This is a genomic window from Labrys sp. KB_33_2 (genome assembly GCF_052114505.1).
Lineage (GTDB): Bacteria > Pseudomonadota > Alphaproteobacteria > Rhizobiales > Labraceae > Labrys.
Genome location: NZ_JBFREW010000010.1, coordinates 166,186 through 185,243, shown reverse-complemented (window position 1 = coordinate 185,243; position 19,058 = coordinate 166,186). Strand labels below are relative to the sequence as shown.

The 19,058-nt window shown below is 62.8% G+C and carries 17 protein-coding genes; 12 read left to right on the top strand and 5 right to left on the bottom strand.

The features are described from left to right. Positions 1–4: 4 nt before the first annotated feature. From AB4037_RS18710 to AB4037_RS18685, 6 genes are all read left to right on the top strand, one after another. Positions 5–1,450 carry an aldehyde dehydrogenase family protein gene (locus AB4037_RS18710; protein ID WP_434956004.1) on the top strand — a complete coding sequence of 482 codons (1,446 nt, stop codon included), beginning with the start codon at positions 5–7 and terminating at the stop codon, positions 1,448–1,450. Positions 1,451–1,643: 193 nt separating this feature from the next. After that, a complete protein-coding gene (locus AB4037_RS18705) occupies positions 1,644–3,098 on the top strand; it encodes a biotin carboxylase (protein ID WP_434956005.1) in 1,455 nt (484 codons plus the stop codon). A gap of 8 nt (positions 3,099–3,106) precedes the next feature. Beyond that, entirely contained in the window at positions 3,107–4,123 is a 1,017-nt protein-coding gene (locus AB4037_RS18700) for a C45 family autoproteolytic acyltransferase/hydolase (protein ID WP_441772526.1), read from the top strand. Between the two features lie 90 nt (positions 4,124–4,213). Next, a complete protein-coding gene (locus AB4037_RS18695) occupies positions 4,214–5,461 on the top strand; it encodes a D-amino acid dehydrogenase (RefSeq protein ID WP_441772525.1) in 1,248 nt (415 codons plus the stop codon). A gap of 4 nt (positions 5,462–5,465) precedes the next feature. Continuing rightward, the gene (locus AB4037_RS18690; RefSeq protein WP_441772524.1) at positions 5,466–7,250 is read left to right on the top strand and encodes an alanine racemase; all 1,785 of its coding nucleotides are present in this window, start codon (positions 5,466–5,468) and stop codon (positions 7,248–7,250) included. A gap of 50 nt (positions 7,251–7,300) precedes the next feature. Then, positions 7,301–7,645, top strand: coding sequence for a RidA family protein (locus AB4037_RS18685; protein WP_149251187.1), 345 nt, complete (start codon positions 7,301–7,303; stop codon positions 7,643–7,645). Between the two features lie 70 nt (positions 7,646–7,715). Here AB4037_RS18685 and AB4037_RS18680 read toward each other — a convergent pair whose 3' ends face one another. Continuing rightward, positions 7,716–8,189, bottom strand: coding sequence for an Lrp/AsnC family transcriptional regulator (locus AB4037_RS18680; RefSeq protein WP_434956009.1), 474 nt, complete (start codon positions 8,187–8,189; stop codon positions 7,716–7,718). 128 nt (positions 8,190–8,317) lie between these two features. Between AB4037_RS18680 and AB4037_RS18675 the strand changes: the two genes are divergently transcribed. From AB4037_RS18675 to AB4037_RS18665, 3 genes are all read left to right on the top strand, one after another. After that, positions 8,318–8,734, top strand: a complete 417-nt coding sequence (locus AB4037_RS18675; protein ID WP_441772523.1) for a DUF2000 domain-containing protein — start codon at positions 8,318–8,320, stop codon at positions 8,732–8,734. A gap of 421 nt (positions 8,735–9,155) precedes the next feature. Continuing rightward, positions 9,156–9,824, top strand: coding sequence for a class I SAM-dependent methyltransferase (locus tag AB4037_RS18670; RefSeq protein WP_434956011.1), 669 nt, complete (start codon positions 9,156–9,158; stop codon positions 9,822–9,824). An 86-nt stretch (positions 9,825–9,910) separates the two neighbouring features. Beyond that, positions 9,911–10,729: an enoyl-CoA hydratase gene (locus tag AB4037_RS18665; RefSeq protein WP_441772522.1), complete on the top strand. Its 819-nt coding sequence runs from the start codon at positions 9,911–9,913 to the stop codon at positions 10,727–10,729. Between the two features lie 15 nt (positions 10,730–10,744). Here AB4037_RS18665 and AB4037_RS18660 read toward each other — a convergent pair whose 3' ends face one another. The 3 genes from AB4037_RS18660 to AB4037_RS18650 all read right to left on the bottom strand — a co-directional run bounded on the left by AB4037_RS18660 (position 10,745) and on the right by AB4037_RS18650 (position 12,356). Beyond that, positions 10,745–11,176 (bottom strand): DMT family transporter, encoded by a 432-nt coding sequence (locus tag AB4037_RS18660; protein ID WP_441772645.1) that lies wholly within the window; start codon positions 11,174–11,176, stop codon positions 10,745–10,747. A 402-nt stretch (positions 11,177–11,578) separates the two neighbouring features. Then, the gene (locus tag AB4037_RS18655) at positions 11,579–11,785 is read right to left on the bottom strand and encodes a helix-turn-helix domain-containing protein (protein ID WP_434956014.1); all 207 of its coding nucleotides are present in this window, start codon (positions 11,783–11,785) and stop codon (positions 11,579–11,581) included. Between the two features lie 10 nt (positions 11,786–11,795). Further along, a complete protein-coding gene (locus tag AB4037_RS18650) occupies positions 11,796–12,356 on the bottom strand; it encodes a DUF2975 domain-containing protein (RefSeq protein WP_441772521.1) in 561 nt (186 codons plus the stop codon). 107 nt (positions 12,357–12,463) lie between these two features. Between AB4037_RS18650 and AB4037_RS18645 the strand changes: the two genes are divergently transcribed. The 3 genes from AB4037_RS18645 to AB4037_RS18635 all read left to right on the top strand — a co-directional run bounded on the left by AB4037_RS18645 (position 12,464) and on the right by AB4037_RS18635 (position 15,024). Continuing rightward, entirely contained in the window at positions 12,464–12,850 is a 387-nt protein-coding gene (locus AB4037_RS18645; protein WP_441772520.1) for a chlorophyllide reductase, read from the top strand. Positions 12,851–13,089: 239 nt separating this feature from the next. After that, positions 13,090–13,743, top strand: a complete 654-nt coding sequence (locus AB4037_RS18640) for a glutathione S-transferase family protein (RefSeq protein WP_441772519.1) — start codon at positions 13,090–13,092, stop codon at positions 13,741–13,743. 258 nt (positions 13,744–14,001) lie between these two features. Further along, on the top strand, positions 14,002–15,024 hold the full coding sequence (locus tag AB4037_RS18635) for an LLM class flavin-dependent oxidoreductase (protein ID WP_441772518.1): 1,023 nt from the start codon (positions 14,002–14,004) through the stop codon (positions 15,022–15,024). Between the two features lie 185 nt (positions 15,025–15,209). Here the strand turns inward: AB4037_RS18635 and AB4037_RS18630 are convergent, their stop codons facing one another. After that, complete coding sequence (locus AB4037_RS18630; protein WP_441772517.1) at positions 15,210–18,986, bottom strand: vitamin B12-dependent ribonucleotide reductase; 3,777 nt, start codon at positions 18,984–18,986, stop codon at positions 15,210–15,212. Positions 18,987–19,058: the final 72 nt, after the last annotated feature.

Here is a 19,058-nt window from a genome sequence, read left to right as displayed (position 1 = left end):
GGGCATGCAGCACCAGCTCTTCATCGACGGTCGCTGGCAGGATCCGGTCGAGCCCGGGCAGATCCCGGTCTTCGATCCCTATCGGGGCATTGCCTATCATCAGGTCGCGGCGGCCGGTCCGGCCGACGTCGCCAAGGCCGTCGAGGCGGCCAAGGCGGCTTTCCCGGCCTGGCGCGCCGCCGGCGGGCGCGAGCGCGGGCGCCATCTCAAGGCCATCGCCGACAGACTGACCGAGCGGGCGGAAGAACTGGCCCGCATCTCCTCGCGCAATAATGGCAAGCCGCTCGGTGAGGCGCGCATCGATATGGCGGATGCGGCCGCGTCCTTTGCCTATTATGCCGAGCTGGCCGCCGACCTCGAAGCCAATCAGAACCGCAACGTCCCCGTGCCGGATGCGACCTTCGGCGCGCGCCTGCGCCGCGAGCCTGCTGGGATCGCCAGCCTGATCGTGCCCTGGAATTTCCCGCTGGTGACGACCTCCTGGAAGGTGGCGCCCGCGCTGGCCGCCGGCTGTACCGTAGTGCTGAAGCCGTCCGAGATCACGCCGGTGGTCGAGCTTGAGCTGGGCCTGATCGCCGGCGAAATCGGCCTGCCGCCCGGCGTGCTCAACATCGTCACCGGCACCGGCGAGCGGGTGGGCGCGCCGATGACGGTGCATCCCGATGTTGCGAAGATTTCTTTCACCGGTTCCAACGCCGTGGGTGCCCGGGTGATGGCAGCCGGGGCGCCCGGTACCAAATCGGTCAGCCTGGAACTCGGCGGCAAGTCGCCGATCGTCGTCTTCGACGATGCCGATTTCGACCAGGCGGTGGAATGCGTGCTGGGCGGTATCTTCTTCAATGCCGGCCAGATGTGCTCGGCGACCTCGCGCCTTCTGGTCGAACGCTCGATCGCCCCCAGGCTGATCGAAGCAGTCGTGGCGGCCGCGCGTGCTCTCAAGCCCGGCGATCCGCTCGACGAGGGAACTGAGATAGGCCCGATCACCATGAAGGCCCAGCACGACAAGGTGCTGTCCTATATCGAGCGCGGCAGGGCGGACGGATTGAAGCTGTTGACCGGCGGCGGCAAGCCGGCAGGATTGGATCAGGGCTGGTTCGTCGAGCCGACCATCTTTGGCGACGTTCCCGTCGACAGCCCGCTCTGGCGGGAGGAGATCTTCGGCCCGGTCTTGTGCATGCGCAGCTTCGACAGCGAGGTCGAAGCCGTGCAACTCGCCAATGACAGCGATTTTGGCTTGGTGGCCACCGTCGTCAGCTCCGATGAGGACAAGGCCAATCGCGTCGCCGATGCGCTGGAATCAGGCCATGTCTGGATCAACAGCCCGCAGGCGATCTTCGTCCAGACGTCATGGGGCGGCTTCAAGGCCAGCGGCATCGGGCGCGAGCTCGGTCCCTGGGGGATGTCGTCCTATCTGGACGTGAAGCACGTCACGACGCGCTTGACACGCTAGAGCATCGTGCCGAAAAGTGGATGCCGGTTTTCGGGAAAAAACGATGCAACAACAAAGACCTACGGCACCATACCCGATTTCGGAATCGGATATGGTGTTGTAGCGAGCGAGTTTGCTAGGTTCTGACCGTATGCCAAAGAAAAAGCATAAGAAAAAGCACAAGATAAGATCAGGAAAGCATAAGGGGTTCGCAATGAAGACCATTCGTAATGTTGCCGATCTGCGCGTTGTCATGCATCGCAACGAGCAGCCGATCTATTTCATATCGGCGACGAATTTCAACCTGATCGGTATTGATGAATGGGTCAGGAATTTCAAGTTCATCAGCTATATCGATTGCTTTGATGGGCGCCACCCCAACGTCTTCGTTCCCAGCGAGATCCCTCATGCTGAATTCGAGAGCATCGAGGACATCAACAACTATCTTCTCCAGCACAAGGAAGTGATCGACTACATCAAGCGCCGCGGCGGCCGCGCCGTTGCGACCTTCCTGATGTTCGACGAGACGACCGAGGAGATCTGCAACGATCTCGGCATCGAGGTCTGGTTCCCCAAGGCGTCGCTGCGCCAGCGCTGCGACAACAAGATGGAAACGGTGCGCATCGGCAACAAGGCCAATGTGCCTTCCGTGCCGAACACGCTGGCCGGCGCCAAGAGCTATGAAGAATTGCTGGCTGCCGCCAAGAAGGCCGGCATCGGCACCGACCTGGTGATCCAGACCGCCTTCGGCGACAGCGGCCACACCACCTTCTTCATTTCCAATGAGGAAGAATACAACAAGCATGCCAAGGAGATCTCGGCCGAGGACGAGGTCAAGATCATGAAGCGGATCAAGTGCCGTGGCGCGACCATGGAGGCTTGCGCCACCAAGTCTGGCACGCTGGTCGGCCCGCTGCTCACGGAAGTCGTCGGCCAGCCCGAGCTGACGCCCTATAAGGGCGGCTGGTGCGGCAACGAGATCTTCCCCGGCGCCTTCTCCGAGACCATCCGCGCCAAGGCGCGCGACATGGCCTATCGCTTCGGCAACCAGCTGGTGAAGGAAGGCTATCGCGGTTATTTCGACCTCGACTTCCTGATCGACGTCAAGGACAACGAGGTCTATCTGGGCGAGCTCAATCCGCGCATCTGCGGCGCCAGTTCGATGACCAACCACGCCGCCTTCGCCTATGCCGACGCGCCGCTGTTCATGTTCCATCTGATGGAGTTCTCCGGCATCAAATACAAGATCGATGTCGAAGAGCTGAACAATCGCTGGGCGCAAAAGGAGTTCATCGATAGCTGGTCGCAGGTGGTGATCAAGGCGACCGACAATATCGTCGACATCGTCACCCATGCGCCCTCGTCGGGCATTTATCGCATGGCGCCCGATGGGAGCGTGTCCTACGACCGCTTCGACTATCACCGCCAGGCCATCGAGAACGAGCAGGAGGCCTTCTTCCTGCGTATCACGGGTCCCGGTGACTATCGCTATGAAGGCGCTGATCTCGGCATCCTGATCACGCGAGGCCGGGTGATGAACGATGAGTTCGACCTGAACGAGCGGGCGCTGAACTGGATCAAGGGCATCAAGCGGCTCTACGCCACCAAGCCTCTGACGGAGGTCCAGCGTGACGACACGCCGTCGGCCGGCTCCTTCAAGATCCTGTAAGTGCCATCATGGATCTCCTGTTCGAAGCCGTGGAAGAGGACCAGCCCGGCGCCAAGTGGCGCCAGCTGTTCGACCGGCACTGGCATGCCTATAGCCGCTGGTTCATGCGCGACGGCATCAGGGCTCGCCCGACCTACCTGGCAAGCCTGAAGGCGCTGCGCGCCCATATGCCGGAACTGCTTCCGGCCTATGAGGCGATCGTCTCAGCGGCGGGCGACGGCGACCTGGAGGCGCGCTTCCTGTCGATGTGGTGCCCGCCGGTCTATGTCGGCGGCTGCTCCCAGGCGATCATTACCGATCCCGAGCCGGCGCTCATCCGCAATTACGACTATAGCCCGCGCCTCCTGGAGGGCTCGTGGCTCGCCACCCGCCTCAACGGCAAGCGGGTGGTGGCAGTGGTCGATTGCCTGTGGGGCGTGCTCGACGGCATCAACGAGGATGGCCTTGCCGTCTCGCTCTCGTTCGGCGGGCGGACCGCGGCGGGGGCCGGCTTCGGCATTCCGATCGTGCTGCGCTATGTGCTGGAATTCGCCTCCAACACGGCCGAGGCGATCGAGATGCTGCGGCGCATCCCCGTGCACATGTCCTATTCGGTGGCGCTGATCGATCGCGAGGGCCACCACGCCACCGTCTATGTCAATCCCGACCGTCCAGCCGAGGTGGTGGCAAAGCTCGTCAGCACCAACCACCAGCATGGCGTGGAATGGGCTCGCCATGCCCAGACCACCAAATCGGTGGAACGGGAGGCGGCGCTCGAGAAGGCGCTGGCGGTACGTCAGAGCACCGAGAACGTTCTGGCGGGCTTCCTGCGCCCGCCCGTCTACCAGACCTCGTATGGCAGGGGGTATGGAACGCTCTATACGGCGCTCTATCGGCCGCAGGATGCCTCGGTCGAACTGGTCTGGCCCGGCGTGATCTGGCACCAATCCTGCGCGGAGTTCCGGGAGGAGGCGCGCTTCATCCGGTTCAACGACGGCGATTCCGGTGGGTTTGCACCGACCTTCAAGCAGGGGACGGTAAGCTGACCGGCCCGCGTCGCTACAGATAAGAAGAAAGACGAACCTGGCGCGATAATAGATTGATAATACGGAATAAAGCTCCGTTGGGAGGGCGCGATGAGGGTTGTCGTTCTGGGAGGGGGTGTCGTGGGCACCGCTGCGGCCTGGTATCTGGCCAGGGATGGCCATGAGGTCACGCTGATCGAGCGGCATGACGACGTCGCCTGCGGTACCAGCCAGAGCAATGCCGGGCTGGTCTCGCCCGGCGATTCCACCGCCTGGGCGTCGCCGGCGGCGCTGGCGACCTTCATCAAGTCCCTCTACAAGCCCGACATGGGCATCAAGGTTCGCTTCAGCCTCGATCCGAATTTCCTGGCCTGGACCTGGCGCTTCCTGCTGCAATGCACGCAGGCTCGCGCCAATGCCAATACCGAGGTGAAGCTCAGGCTGGCCTTCTATGCGCGCGAATGCATCAATGCGCTGCAGGAAGAGACGGGCCTCAGCTACGACGACAAGCGCAAGGGCATCCTCTATTTCTACCGCTCCCAGCAGAGCCTGGAGGCCGGCGCCAAGCATATGGGCTATATCGCCGAGCGTGGACTGAAGATCGAGGTGGTCGACCGCGAGCGCCTGGTCGCGCTGGAGCCGGGGCTCGCCGCCGTCAAGCATCAGATCGCCGGCGGTGTCTATTCGCCGATGGACCAGACAGGCGATTCCTGCCTGTTCACCCGCCGCCTTGCCGAGCTCGCCCGCGAGCGCCACGGCGCGCAATTCCGCTTCAAGACCACTGTGACTGGCCTCGATGTCGAAGGCGACAGGGTGAAGGCCGTGCTGACCGATCAGGGACCGGTCGCCTGCGATGCCGTGGTGGTGTCGCTCGGGCCCGAGAGCTCGCTGCTCGCCCGCAAGATCGGCATCGACGTGCCCGTCTATCCGGTGAAGGGCTATACCGCCACCATCCCGGTCGACGACGACAAGGGCCCGACCATGGGTGGAGTCGACGAGGACAGGCTGATCGCCTATTCGCGCCTCGGCAGCCGGCTGCGCATCGCCTCCACGGCCGAATTCGCCGGCTATGACCGCACCTATAAGCCGGCTGATTTCGCCACCATGTTCAGGACGGCGCATGACCTCTTCCCCGGCGCGGTCGACGAGAGCAAGGCCGTACTCTGGGCCGGGCTGCGTCCGATGATGCCGGGCTCGGTGCCGGTGCATGGCCGGGCACGCTACGCCAATCTCTATCTCGACACCGGCCATGGCCATGTCGGCTGGACCATGGCCTGCGGCTCGGGAAAACTCACCGCCGACCTCGTCGCCGGGCGCCGCCCGGAGATCGACACGACAGGCCTGCTTTACCGGAACTGACACCATGCCGGATCCTCAGATTTCGATCGATCTCGCCCGGATCGAACATAATGCCCGTACCATCGTGGAGACTTGCGCCGGATCGGGCATCACGCCTTTCGGCGTGACCAAGGGCACCTGCGGCATGCCCCAGGTGGCGCGGGCGATGCTGCGTGGCGGCGTTGCCGGTATCGCCGAGTCGCGTTTCGAGAACATCCGCCGGCTGCGCGATGCCGGCATCGATTGCCCGATCATGCTGCTGCGCAGCCCGCCATCCTCGCGGGTCGAGGAACTGGTGCGGACGGTCGACATCAGCCTGCAGTCCGAGCTTCAGTTGATGCGCGAGATTTCGCGCGTGGCCGAGCGGCTGGGGCGCGTGCATGACGTCATCCTGATGGTGGACCTCGGCGATCTCCGGGAAGGGATCTGGCCGAGCGACCTGATTCCGACCGTGGAGGCGGTGATGGAACTGCCCGGCGTGCGGATTGCCGGCGTCGGCACCAATCTCACCTGTTTCGGCGCCATCATTCCCACCAAGGAGAATCTCGATCAACTGGTTGCCCATGCCTACAAGGTGGAAAGCGTCACCGGCCGCCATCTCGACTGGGTCTCGGGCGGCAATTCCTCCTCGCTGCCTTTGCTGCTGGCGGGCGGCATGCCGGCGGGCGTCAACAATCTCAGGATCGGCGAGGCCATTCTGCAAGGTGGCCGTGACACCTTCCTGGAGCAGCCTTGGGAGGCACTGGACCGCGACGCCTTCCAACTCACCGGCGAACTGCTCGAGGTGAAGGTGAAGCCCTCCATGCCGATCGGCAAATCCGGCATCGACGCCTTCGGCAATGTGCCTATCTTCATCGACGAGGGCGACCGCCTCCGGGGTATCGCCAATATCGGGCGGGAGGATGTCATCGCCGAGGGCCTGATGCCGACCCGTCCGGGCGTGCGCGTGCTGGGTGCTTCCAGCGACCATCTGGTGCTCGACCTCACCGACGCCGATCCACCGCTTGCGGTAGGGGAGGATGTCAGTTTCCGGCTGAACTATGGGGCGCTGCTGACGGTGATGACGTCGGAATATGTGGAGAAGGTTCCGATGCGGGACGTGATGGAAAAGGGCCTGAGCCGGAGCTATGCGATCGAGACGGATGAGGTCGGGCGTGCGCTGCTGGCCAGCCATCATGTCGCAGAACGCATCGAACGTCTGGGCTTCGAGCCGGCGGGGGCGGAGGCGTCGGTTGTGCTGTCTACCGGCGCCCGGCGCGCCGATATCATGTCCTTCATCGAGACGGCGGGGCGACGCCACGATGCGCTGGGACTGATCTGGATCGACTCCGAAGCAGCGATGATGCCCGATGACGGCGAGGGAGCACCCGCGGAGAATGCCGTGCTCGGCTGCCTGCTCGCTCGCCTGCCACCCCATATCGCAGCGGAGAATGTTGTTCTGCTCGGCTTGCGCGATGCCGATCCAGTTGAGGTCGAAGCCCTGAAGGCCTCGCGCATGCGTGTTTATACCATGGCCGAGATCGACGCGGTGGGACTGCGCCATGCCATGCGCGAGGCAATCGCCATCGCCTGCGCCGGCACGCGCGGCTTCCATCTTTGCTATTCGCCGACCGCCACCGACATGTCGGATTGGAGCGGCGGCATCGGCGGCATCACCGTGCGCGAGACCCATTCGGCCATGGAGATGGCGGCGCTGAGCGGCAGGCTGCGCTCCCTCAGCGTTGCCGGCATCGATGCGCAATTGCCGGCCACTATCGGCACCGAATGCGCCAATTTCATCCTCTCCGCCTTCGGCAAGACCATCTTGTGAGATCGGCGGAGGAGATTCGCACCTATCCTTCATCCCAACAGGAGTGTTCCATGATCAAGCGTCTGCATCCCGGCAAGCGGTTCTGCGAAGCCGTCATCGTCAATGGCATCATCACCACTGCCGGCATCACCGGCCGCGACGAGGCGGCCGATACCGTCGGACAGACCCGCGACATCCTCGCCCAGATCGACGCGTTGCTGGCCGAGGCCGGCACCTCCAAGTCCAAGCTGATCAGCGCCAGCATCTGGCTGCGTGACATCGCCCATTTCGACCAGATGAACGAGGTCTGGGACCAGTGGGTCGACAAGGACAATCTGCCGGTGCGCGCCACGGTGGAGGCGCGCCTGGCCGCTCCGGAACTGCTGGTCGAGATCCAGGTCAGCGCTGTGGTTTGAGACGAATTCGATGCTTGGGTGAGGGAGGCTTTCTCCCCTCACCATAGCGGCCTTGTCGGTATGCGATCGGTCACAGCCCGACCGGCAGGGAACGGAACGCCTTGATTTCCTTGAGCACGAAGGTCGTCTGCATTTCCTTGATGCGGGGCAGGCGGCGCACGGTGGCCATGGCGAATTGGGCATAGGCGTCGAGGTCCGCTGCTACGACCTGCAGCAGGAAGTCGGCATCGCCGGCGATCGAATAGCAGGCTACGACCTCCTCAAGCCGCAGGACCTCGTCGGAGAACGCTTCGGCTTCCGCCTCGCTGTGACTGTCGATCTTCACGCGGATGAAGGCGAGCACGCCGAGCCCTAGCCTGCGGCGGTCCAGTACGGCCTTGTAGCCCTGGATGATGCCATCCTCCTCCAGTTTTCGCACGCGCCGCCAGCAGGGCGAGGTCGAAAGCCCGACCTTGTCGGCCAGGTCCTGATTGGTGAGACGCCCGTCCTCCTGCAAGGCGGTCAGGATTCGCGTATCGGCGGGTTCGAAGCCAGGACGAGGCATGTTCTACCTTCTGAAGTGATAAATTGGGTATGACCTACCAAATTTATCGCAAATAGAGAATAAAAAGGCAAAATTGACCGGTGAGACTGCGCTATCCCTGCCTCTTCGACATCAGCGAGGAGACATCCGTGAGCGACGACATCCGCCTGGCCATCATCGTCAACCCCGCTCTGCCGATTGGCTTGGTTGCCAATACGGTCGGCGCCGTCTGCGTCGGGCTCGGTGCCCGGATGCCGGCGCTGGGGGCGACCCAGCTTGCCGATCGACAGGCACGGCGCATCGACGTCAGCGCCAACCGGCCCGTTCCGGTGCTGCAGGCAGACGGCGAAACCATCCGTGCGATCATGCTCAAGGCTCTGCCGGCGATCGAAGAACGGGCGGTGGTACCGTTTCCGGCCTTTGCCCGCAGCCTCCATGTTTTTGCCGATTATGGTACGTCCATGCCGGAGCGCGATCTCGCCGAGGAGGAGGTCGACGGCCTCGGGCTTGCCGGCCCTTCGAAATGGATCCGCTCGCTTACCGGATCGTTGAAACTCCTGCGCTGAACCGGAATATCGTCCTATGCCGTCCGATCGATGGCGGGAACCGGGGGTGACTCCGCGCGTTTTCCCTGTAACCTGCCTGCCTGCGACACCACATCTGGGATGTGAGCATTCGAATCCTTGACTCTTTGCGTCATAGTTTGAAAAGAAAGAGGCGTAAATAGACTAGGCGCCATGTCGTTGGGCAGGAGGCGCCGTTCGGATGCCTCGAAAATCGGCATTCGGCTCGGGAGGCGGGCGCCGGACCGAAACCGGCCATCATCCACAAAAGCGTTTTGCGATTTGGCTGAAGTGCCAAGGCGTCGAAACAAAGGGCGAGAGCAAGGCGGCGTTTCCGCTTAGACGTACTTTGCTCCAGGGGTCATGATTGCCTTTCGGCTGAACCGGATGGCGCCATGATCGGCAAGGTGAAAGGGCTTTTCCGATGGAATGGGCTGGGAGAGAAAGCAACACGGCTGCGGAGCCGTCATACGCGCGCACCTATTATCGCTGGGCTCGGTTCTACGATCTGTTTTTTGATTGGCCGTTCCATCCCGGGCGGCTGGCCGCGGCGCGGGCAGTCGCCCAAGCTGCAGGCAACAATGGTGAGGTGCTGGTAGCGGGGGTCGGAACCGGGCTCGAGCTTGTCCTGATGCCAAGCAATCTACGTATCGTGGGCATCGATCTCGCCCGGCCGATGCTCGACATTGCCCGCGAACGGGTCAAGCGCAAGAGCCTCGACCAGGTCAAGGCTCTGCGGGTGATGGATGCGCAAGCCCTGGAATTCCAGGAAGGGCGCTTCGACGTGGTGCTGGCCCCCTATCTTCTCAGCGTCGCTCCTTCACCTCACGCGGTACTTGACGAGATGTGGCGCGTGACCAGGCCGGGTGGCGAAATGATCATCCTCAACCATTTCTCCGCCGAGGATGGCTGGCGTGTGCGGGGAGAGAAGGCGCTTATCGGTGCAGGCGGCTGGCTCGGCTGGCGGCCCTATTTTCCCTATGCCGTGATGGCGGAGTGGCTGGCGGGAAAACCCCAGGCCGAACTGATCGAGCGGCGTGAGGTGGCGCCTGCGCGCTTGTTCACGGTGCTGCGCATCCGCAAGCCGGGCTGAGTAAAGTCGGGCTGGCCAAGCCAGCCTGATATTGCGATCGTGGCGGCCGGGCGCGTAGACTGGCCGTCCTGCTGCGGAGTGTTGCCATGACCGTCGCCGTTTCGATCCAGAACACGCAATTGGAGCGCCCCTGCGAACCGATCCTGCTGCGTGAAGACAAAGCGGGGGTGACGACGCTCACTCTCAACCGGCCGCAGCAATTCAACGCCCTCTCCGATGGCATGCTGGAGGCGTTGCAGCAGGCTCTCGACGCGATTGCCGGGGACAGGACAGTGCGCTGCGTGGTGCTGGCGGCGAATGGCAAGGCCTTCTGTGCCGGACACGATCTGCGTCAGATGCACGCCAATCGCCGGCTCGATTATTATCAGGCGTTGTTCGCCCAATGCAGCCGGGTGATGCAGGCGATCCAGGCGCTGCCCGTGCCGGTGATCGCGCGGGTGCATGGCATCGCCACAGCGGCAGGGTGTCAATTGGTGGCGAGTTGCGACCTCGCTATCGCCTCGCAGGCAGCGCGATTTGCAGTTTCGGGCATCAATGTAGGGCTGTTCTGTTCCACGCCGGCGGTGGCATTGTCGCGCAACATCTCGACCAAGCGCGCCTTCGACATGCTGGTCACAGGCCGCTTCATCGATGCCGAGACGGCAGCGGATTGGGGCCTGATTAACCAGGCGGTGCCGGACGCCGAGCTCGATGCCGCTATAGCAGCCAAGACGGTCGAGATCCTGGCCAAGAGCCCGGTGGCGGTGCGCTACGGCAAGCAGATGTTCTACCGCCAGCGTCAGATGGCGCTCGGTGAGGCCTACGCCTTTGCTGGCGAGGTGATGGCACAAAACATGATGGAAGAGGATGCCGGCGAGGGTGTCGAGGCCTTCCTGGAGAAGCGCCCTGCGCGTTGGGGTGTCTAAGCTGGCTGGGTCGGCTCAGTGGCTGACCGACTTCGACATCAGGTTGATGATCAACACGCCGGCGAGGATCAGGCCGATGCCGACGATGGCCGGCAGGTCGAGCGATTGGTGGAAGACGACGAGGCCGACAAGCGAGATCAGGACGATGCCGATTCCGCTCCACAGCGCATACGCGATGCCGACCGGCATGGTGCGCAGCGTGTAGGAGAGAAAATAGAAGGCCGCCATGTAGCACAGCCCCATCATCACCGTCGGCCACAGCCGGGTGAACTGCTCCGAGGCCTTGAGGAACGAGGTGGCGATGATCTCGAAGACCACGGCGATCACCAGGGCGGCATAGGTCGTGACGGCTGGGCTCAACGGAAGGTCCTCGGAAAGGCGCTTTGCCGCCGCTGCGTTGGAGAGCGCGGGGCAGGGCGCGCGAACCTGCGATAGCCAAGACCTCATCTTGTGTAAAGGATATGCCTCGTCGGCGAGGCGCACTGCGACCATGCGCCCGAGGGCGATGCGCGTCTTCCGTTCCAACGCGCCCGATCCTCGGGCAGCGGAGCAGGAAACCTTTAAAACAGCAACGGCGCGCGAATTGCTTCGCGCGCCGGCCGGTTCTTGGCGGATGCCGGGAGCACCGAAGCGCTCACCTCTCATCCGGGGATGATCCAGGCTTTAGCAGCCGGAACGTCAAGCGGCGGACGCCGCCTTGGCTGAACCAGTGCAAATTCCCAGGACCTTCGTAAAGTTAGACACTGGATCACCTCCTTTCGTTGGTTGCGAACATCTCCAAGATGGCGGTGGAGGGGGCAGTTGTAAAGTCCTTGGGAGCAAAGTCAGAAAAATCGGCCTGAAATGCCCCTAATCGGGCTCAAAACGCAAAATATCGCCTGGTTGGCAGTCGAGATACTCGCAAATCCTCTCCAGCGTATCGAATCGGATGCCCTTGACCTTGCCCTGTTTGAGCAAGGAGAGATTCGCTTCCGTGATACCGACATGTTCGGCGAGATCCTTCGATTTCACGTTGCGCTCTGCCAGCATGACATTGAGACGGACGCGGATGGGCATGGGTGGGTACTCAGACGAACTGGACGTTTTCATCCGCAATCGCGGCCGCCTCCGACAAGATCCAGGCGATCACCATCACCAGCGCAGCGAAGACGATCTCGATCAGCATGCTCGAATCGAGGCTGATCGCCAGAGTGCGTGTGCCCGGCAAACCGTTCCAGCTCAAGATGACCGACAAGGCCGCACCACAAAAGGGTCTTGCAGCCGCAGAAACCAGGAGTGCGAGCGCCAGGCCGCGCAGGCCCCGGATCGCATCGGCTTCGAAGAGGGAACCGGTCGAAAAGGACCTGAAGGTGCGGCGTGCCTGCATCAGGCCCCAGACCAGTGCGCCGAGCGGCGCCATCGAAACCATGCAGGCGAGGATACGCGTAGCAAGGCTGAGATCGCCGTATCCCGGCGCGGCGAGGCGCGCATCGGCGAGCAGCCGTTCCGAGGGCATGACCGCCCAATAGAGCAGCATGAGGCCGACGAGGACGATCGCAAGGATCGCGCAGAATGGAGCCATGTAGCGGCCGGTCACCCGAATGCGCCTGGTTCGCTCCATCCTTGAAATGGCATGGGTGGTAGACATCTTGATCTCCTAAAACATACTGCATAATAGAAATAAATTATCGTTTTACAATAATATTTTTTTATGAAATGAAATCCCTGACTTCACTGTTCATGGGAAATCGGATCATGTCCACCATTCGAATTCGCGGCGTCGGCCTGACTATCGCTTGCCTCTGCTCGCATCTGTCCTCGCCTGCCCAGGCGGCTCCCTCGACCACGCGAGGGCAAATTTCGGTCGCGCAGGTGGTGCAGATGCTCGAGGAGGCTCCGCGCAATGCCATCGCCCATCAAGTGCTGACCGCCTATCTTGCCGGCGTGGGCGAGAGCGCCGGCGTCCTTGTCGGTCTTGCGGCTGGGAAGGCGGCCTGCAAGACAGGCCTGAAGCTTGATGACCGAACTGTCAGGCAGGCGCTTGCCCCGGTTGCGGCCGATGCGGCAAATGCGGCGCAGATACCCGCGACGCCGGTGATCTTGCGCGACATGCTGACCCGGGCGGGTTGCCGGCTGGAATGATCCCGTCACGCCTGAAGTGACCACATCAGGAAAATCGCCGGTTTTGGGTGACCTGGCCTTAAAAGGGCTCACACTTCCAAGCGTGTTCGATAGATGAATTACTACTTGCAGAATCCTGAAATTGCGTCGTTTTTTGAAAGATAGTGGAGATATTCCGGTGCCGCCTGATGCCAAGTTCGAAGAAGGATGGGGCGGGTTGGATCGCTAGCCTTGGCCGCGTGTTACGGAGGAGAGAAGGGGTGACCGGGACATTTGTTGTCTATGGAGCGGCAGGCTCAGGATCGGTTCCGATCGAGGCGGCCCTTAGCCTTCTTGAATTGCCTTATCGCGTGGAGGAATGCGCTCCATGGGAGGGGGGACAGGAAGCGAGCAAGCTCGTTGGCATCAATCCCATGTTGCAGGTTCCGGCATTGGCACTGCCTACGGGTGACGTGATCAGCGAGAGCGCTGCGATCCTGATCTGGTTGGCCGATACCTATCCTCACGGACGGCTCGCGCCGGCGTTGACCGAGGCTGCGCGCCCGGCATTCCTGCGCTGGATGACCTATGTATCTTCGGCCATTTACGCCCTTTATTGGATTACCGATAATCCTTCTCGTATCATCGAAGGAGCGGAGCATCACGCGGCCGTCAAAACCCGCTTGTTCGATCGTATCGCTCGCTGCTGGGAATTGATGGAGATGCAATTGCGGCCGGGGCGCTATCTCCTCGGCGAGGATTTGTCGGTTCTCGATCTCTATGTGGCCACGGCCTCGCGGTGGTCGCCCGGGCGACGGCGCTTCTATGAGGTTGCGCCCGGTCTGGCGGAGACGATACGCCGGGTGGATGCCGATCCTCGGCTGACGGCCATCTGGGCCGAACGCTTCCCATTTACGCAAGGCTGGGAGCGTTAGGGCGCAAAGCGAGTTCAAGATGACCAGATCGGCTTTGCCGGTTTCGCGATTGCGACTGCCTATAGCTCGTCCTATGGCAAAACGCGGGCATCAAGGACGATCTTCTCGATGAAGGGCCATTTGCCGTCACGGGCTTCGAGCCGATCGTCCAGTTCAGGGGGCCTGCCGGAATGTAACTTCACTCCCTATATCTGAAGCGCGCCGGCACGGTTTCCCGCTGCGGGGCGCATTTGGGAATTCAGCAGGCAGACATTTCGCATGAAGAAGATCGGTTTTCTTTCGTTCGGGCACTGGACACCATCAACTCAATCGCAAACGCGATCTGCCGGCGATACGCTGCTGCAGTCGATCGATCTGGCCGTTGCGGCGGAGGAGCTGGGTGCGGATGGCGCCTATTTTCGCGTCCATCACTTCGCGCGTCAGCTTGCCTCGCCTTTTCCCTTGCTGGCGGCCGTGGGAGCCAGGACCAGTCGCATCGAGATCGGCACCGCCGTGATCGATATGCGGTACGAGAATCCGCTCTACATGGTCGAGGATGCGGGTTCCGCCGATCTCATCTCGAAGGGCCGCCTGCAGCTCGGCATCAGCCGTGGCTCGCCCGAGCAGGTGATCGATGGCTGGCGCCACTTCGGCTATCAGCCGGCGGAAGGCAAGAGCGATGCCGATATGGGGCGCCAGCACGCGGAGGTTTTCCTGAACCTGCTGCGCGGCGAAGGGTTCGCCCAGCCCAATCCGCGGCCGATGTTTCCCAATCCGCCGGGCTTGCTGCGCCTCGAGCCGCATGCCGAGGGCTTGCGAGAACGGATCTGGTGGGGGGCCTCATCGGATGCAACCGCGATCTGGGCCGCCAGGCTCGGCATGAACCTGCAAAGTTCGACCCTGAAGAACGACGAGACCGGCGAGGCCTTCCATATTCAGCAGGCCAAGCAGATCCGCGCCTATCGTGCGGCGTGGAAGGATGCCGGCCATGCGCGTGAGCCCCGGGTCTCCGTCAGCCGCAGCATCTTCGCGCTGATGAATGATGAGGACCGCATGTATTTCGGGCGGGGAGGCGATGGGGAGGACCAGATCGGCTTCATCGACGAGCGCACGCGCGCGATCTTCGGACGCAGCTATGCCGCCGAGCCCGAAGCGCTCATCGAGCAGCTCAGGCAGGATGAGGCGATCTCCGAGGCCGATACCTTGCTCCTCACCGTCCCCAATCAGCTCGGCGTCGCCTACAACGCCCATGTCATCGAGACGATCTTGACCGAGATCGCGCCCGCGCTCGGTTGGCGGTGAGCAGGGCAATCTGCAGCTACAGGCACCGCAATCGGGGCGATGGCCTCAAAAAAGATGCACCCGCCAAACATGTTTGGCGGGTGCATCATTCGAATTTTCCAAGGCTTTGAAATCACGCCATTTTCGTCAACGGCGGTGGATGTTCAATGGCATCCATCGCACCTTGGAGTACTCTCCATCCACCGTTAGCTGCAGCCGGTGGTGCCGCCGCATGTGTCGCATTTCAGGCACGTGCCGTTGCGCACCAGCGTGAAGTTGGCGCATTCGGGGCAAGCTTCGCCTTCATAGCCGCGCAGCCTGGCTTCCTTGCGGCGCTCGGAGGCCGGCTTGACCGCGGGAGCGGCCGGGGCTTCCCAGGCGAGAGCGTCGAGGGCGGGCTCCTCCTTCAGCGCCGTGGCGCCGACGGTGTGCGCACCAAGACCGTGCGCACCCGGGCCGGCGACCACGCCGCGGCTGAGGCCGGTATTCACGGCACTGGACAGGGCCGTGATGGCGCCGCGAGCATCGTTTGATACCGGGGCGAGCGTGTTCGACGCCGCGGTGGCACCGCCGGGCATCACCACGAAGCGCTCGGTCTTGGAGCGCACCAGGCCGCGCGAAACAGGCACGGTCACTGGCTGGGCCGGCGCCTTGCTCTCTCCGTCACCACGGCCAAGCGTAGCATGGCCATCCTCATCAGGCACGACATGGGCGAGGTCGTACCGGCCGACATAGGAGATGGCGAGCTCGCGGAACACATAGTCCAGGATGGAGGTGGCGTTCTTGATCGAGTCGTTGCCCTGCACAAAGCCAGAGGGCTCGAAACGCGTGAAGGTGAAGGCCTCGACATATTCCTCCAGCGGCACGCCATATTGCAGGCCGAGTGAGATCGCGATGGCGAAATTGTTCATCATCGCTCGGAAGGAAGCGCCTTCCTTGTGCATGTCGATGAAGATCTCGCCGAGGCGGCCATCGTCATACTCGCCGGTGCGCAGATAGATCTTGTGGCCGCCCACCACCGCCTTCTGGGTGTAACCCTTGCGGCGGTCGGGCATCTTCTCGCGCTCGCGCGCCACTTCCACCCGCTCGATAATACGCTCGACGATCTTCTCGGCGACCTGGGCCGCACGGGCGGGCACCGAGCGCTCGAGATGCTCTTCCACCGCGTCGGCTTCGTCCTCGTCGGCCAGAAGCTGCGAGTTGAGCGGCTGGGAGAGCTTGGAGCCGTCGCGATAGAGGGCGTTTGCCTTCAGCGCCAGGCGCCAGGACAGCATGTAGGAAGCCTTGCAGTCCTCCACCGTGGCGTCGTTGGGCATGTTGATGGTCTTGGAGATCGCGCCCGAGATGAAGGGCTGCGCCGCCGCCATCATGCGGATGTGGCTTTCCACCGAGAGGAAGCGCTTGCCCAAGCGTCCGCAGGGATTGGCGCAATCGAATACCGGCAGATGCTCGGCCTTCAGATGCGGCGCGCCTTCGAGGGTCATGGCGCCGCAGACATGGATGTTGGCCTTCTCGATATCAGCCTTGGCGAAGCCAAGGTGAGCGAGGAGGTCGAAGGAAGGCTCGTTGAGCTTTTCGGCCGGCACGCCGAGCGTACCGGTGATGAAGTCCTCGCCGAGTGTCCACTTGTTGAAGACGAACTTGATGTCGAAGGCCGAAGCTAGGGACTTCTCGAGCAGAGCGAGCTTCTCCTCGGTGAAGCCCTTGGAGGCCAGCGAGGTGTGGTTGATCGCGGGCGCCTGGCGCAGCGAGGCATGGCCGACGGCATGGGCCTCGATCTCGGCGATGTCGGCTTCCGAATAACCCAGCGTCCGCAGGGCCTCGGGCACGGCGCGGTTGATGATCTTGAAGTAGCCGCCGCCGGCGAGCTTCTTGAACTTCACCAGGGCGAAATCAGGCTCGATGCCAGTGGTGTCGCAATCCATCACCAGGCCGATCGTGCCGGTGGGCGCGATCACGGTCGCCTGGGCGTTGCGGTAGCCATGGGCCTCGCCCAGCGCCAGGGCGTTGTTCCAGGCGGCCTTGGCATGCTCGACGATGGCCTTGCCGTTGTCGCCGAGGGCTGCGAGAGAAGCGAGATCGAGCGCGACCGGTGCGGTGGCCAGCGCCTCATAGCCCGTTGCCTCGCCATGGGCGGCACGGCGATGGTTGCGAATGACGCGCAGCATGGATTCGCGGTTCGGCTCGAAGCCCGGGAAGGGGCCGAGCTCCCTGGCCATCTCGGCCGAGGTCGCATAGGCGACGCCGGTCATGATTGCCGAAAAGGCGCCGCCGAGCGCGCGGCCGGCATCGGAGTCGTAGGGGATGCCCGAGGTCATCAAGAGGCCGCCGATATTGGCATAGCCCAGGCCCAGCGTACGGTAGCGATAGGACAGCTCCGCGATCGCCTTGGAGGGGAACTGCGCCATCATCACGGAGATTTCGAGCACGATCGTCCACAGACGGACGGCATGCTCGTAGGAGGCCAGGTTGAAGCTGCCGTCTTTCTCACGGAACTGCAGCAGGTTCAGCGAGGCGAGGTTGCAGGCCGTGTCGTCGAGGAACATGTATTCCGAGCACGGATTGGATGCGCGGATCGGCCCCGAGACCGGGCAGGTGTGCCAGTCATTGATGGTGGTGTGGAACTGGATGCCCGGATCGGCGGAAGCCCACGCGGCGTGGCCGATCTTCTCCCAGAGGTCACGGGCCTTCAGTGTCTTCATGGTCTTGCCGGTGATGCGGGCCTTCAGCTCCCAATCGCTGTCCTTTTCGACCGCGTTGAGGAAGGCATCGTCCACGCGCACGGAATTGTTCGAATTCTGGCCGGCGACGGTGAGATAAGCCTCCGAGTCCCAATCGGTGTCATAGGTGTCGAAGGAGATATCCTTGTAGCCCTGCTTGGCGAACTGGATGACGCGCTTGACCAGATTGTCGGCGACGAGGTTGCGGCGGGCCGCCTTGATTTCGCGCTTGAGGGCCGGGTTGCGCTCCGGATCGAAGCAATCCTCGCCCGGGCCTTCGCATTGCACGCAGGCGCGCATCACAGCCTTGAGGTGGCGCTGCACGATCTTGGAGCCGGTGACGAGGGCGGCAACCTTCTGCTCTTCCTTCACCTTCCAGTCGATATAGGTCTCGATATCGGGATGATCGGCATCGACAACCACCATCTTGGCGGCTCTGCGGGTGGTACCGCCCGACTTGATGGCGCCGGCGGCGCGGTCGCCGATCTTGAGGAAGGACATCAGGCCGGAGGAACGGCCGCCGCCCGAAAGCCTTTCGCCCTCGCTGCGCAGGGCCGAGAAGTTGGAGCCGGTGCCCGAGCCATATTTGAACAGGCGCGCCTCGCGCACCCACAGATCCATGATGCCGCCCTCGTTGACGAGGTCGTCGGCAACCGACTGGATGAAGCAGGCATGCGGCTGGGGATGCTCGTAAGCCGAGGACGAGGAGGTCAGCTTGCCGGTCTTGTAGTCGACATAGAAATGGCCCTGGCCGGGGCCATCGATGCCATAGGCCCAGTGCAGGCCGGTGTTGAACCATTGCGGCGAATTGGGCGCGACCATCTGCATGGCGAGCATGTAGCGGTGCTCGTCGAAGAAGGCTTGCGCATCGTCTTCGCTGTCGAAATAGCCGCCCTTCCAGCCCCAATAGGTCCAGGTGCCGGCCAGGCGATCGAAGACCTGGCGCGAATCAGTCTCACCGACAAAACGCTCGGCCTCGGGGAGGGCGGCCAGAGCCTTCTTGTCGGGAATGGTGCGCCAGAGCCAGGACGGAACGGCGTTCTCTTCCACCTTCTTTGTACGGGCGGGCACGCCCGCCTTGCGGAAATATTTCTGCGCCAGGATGTCGGCGGCGACCTGGCTCCAGGCCTCCGGAACGGCGATGCCTTCCAGCCGGAAGACGATCGAGCCATCCGGATTCCGGATCTCGCTCGTCGCGGTCCGGAACGCGATGGACGCGTAGGGGGACTGCCCCTTCTTGGTGTAAAGCCGATCAATCCGCATTGCGTTCTGCCCCGAAAATTAGACGCAAAAATTCGCGCCGTGCCAGCGTTACGGCTCGGTTCGAAATCTGCC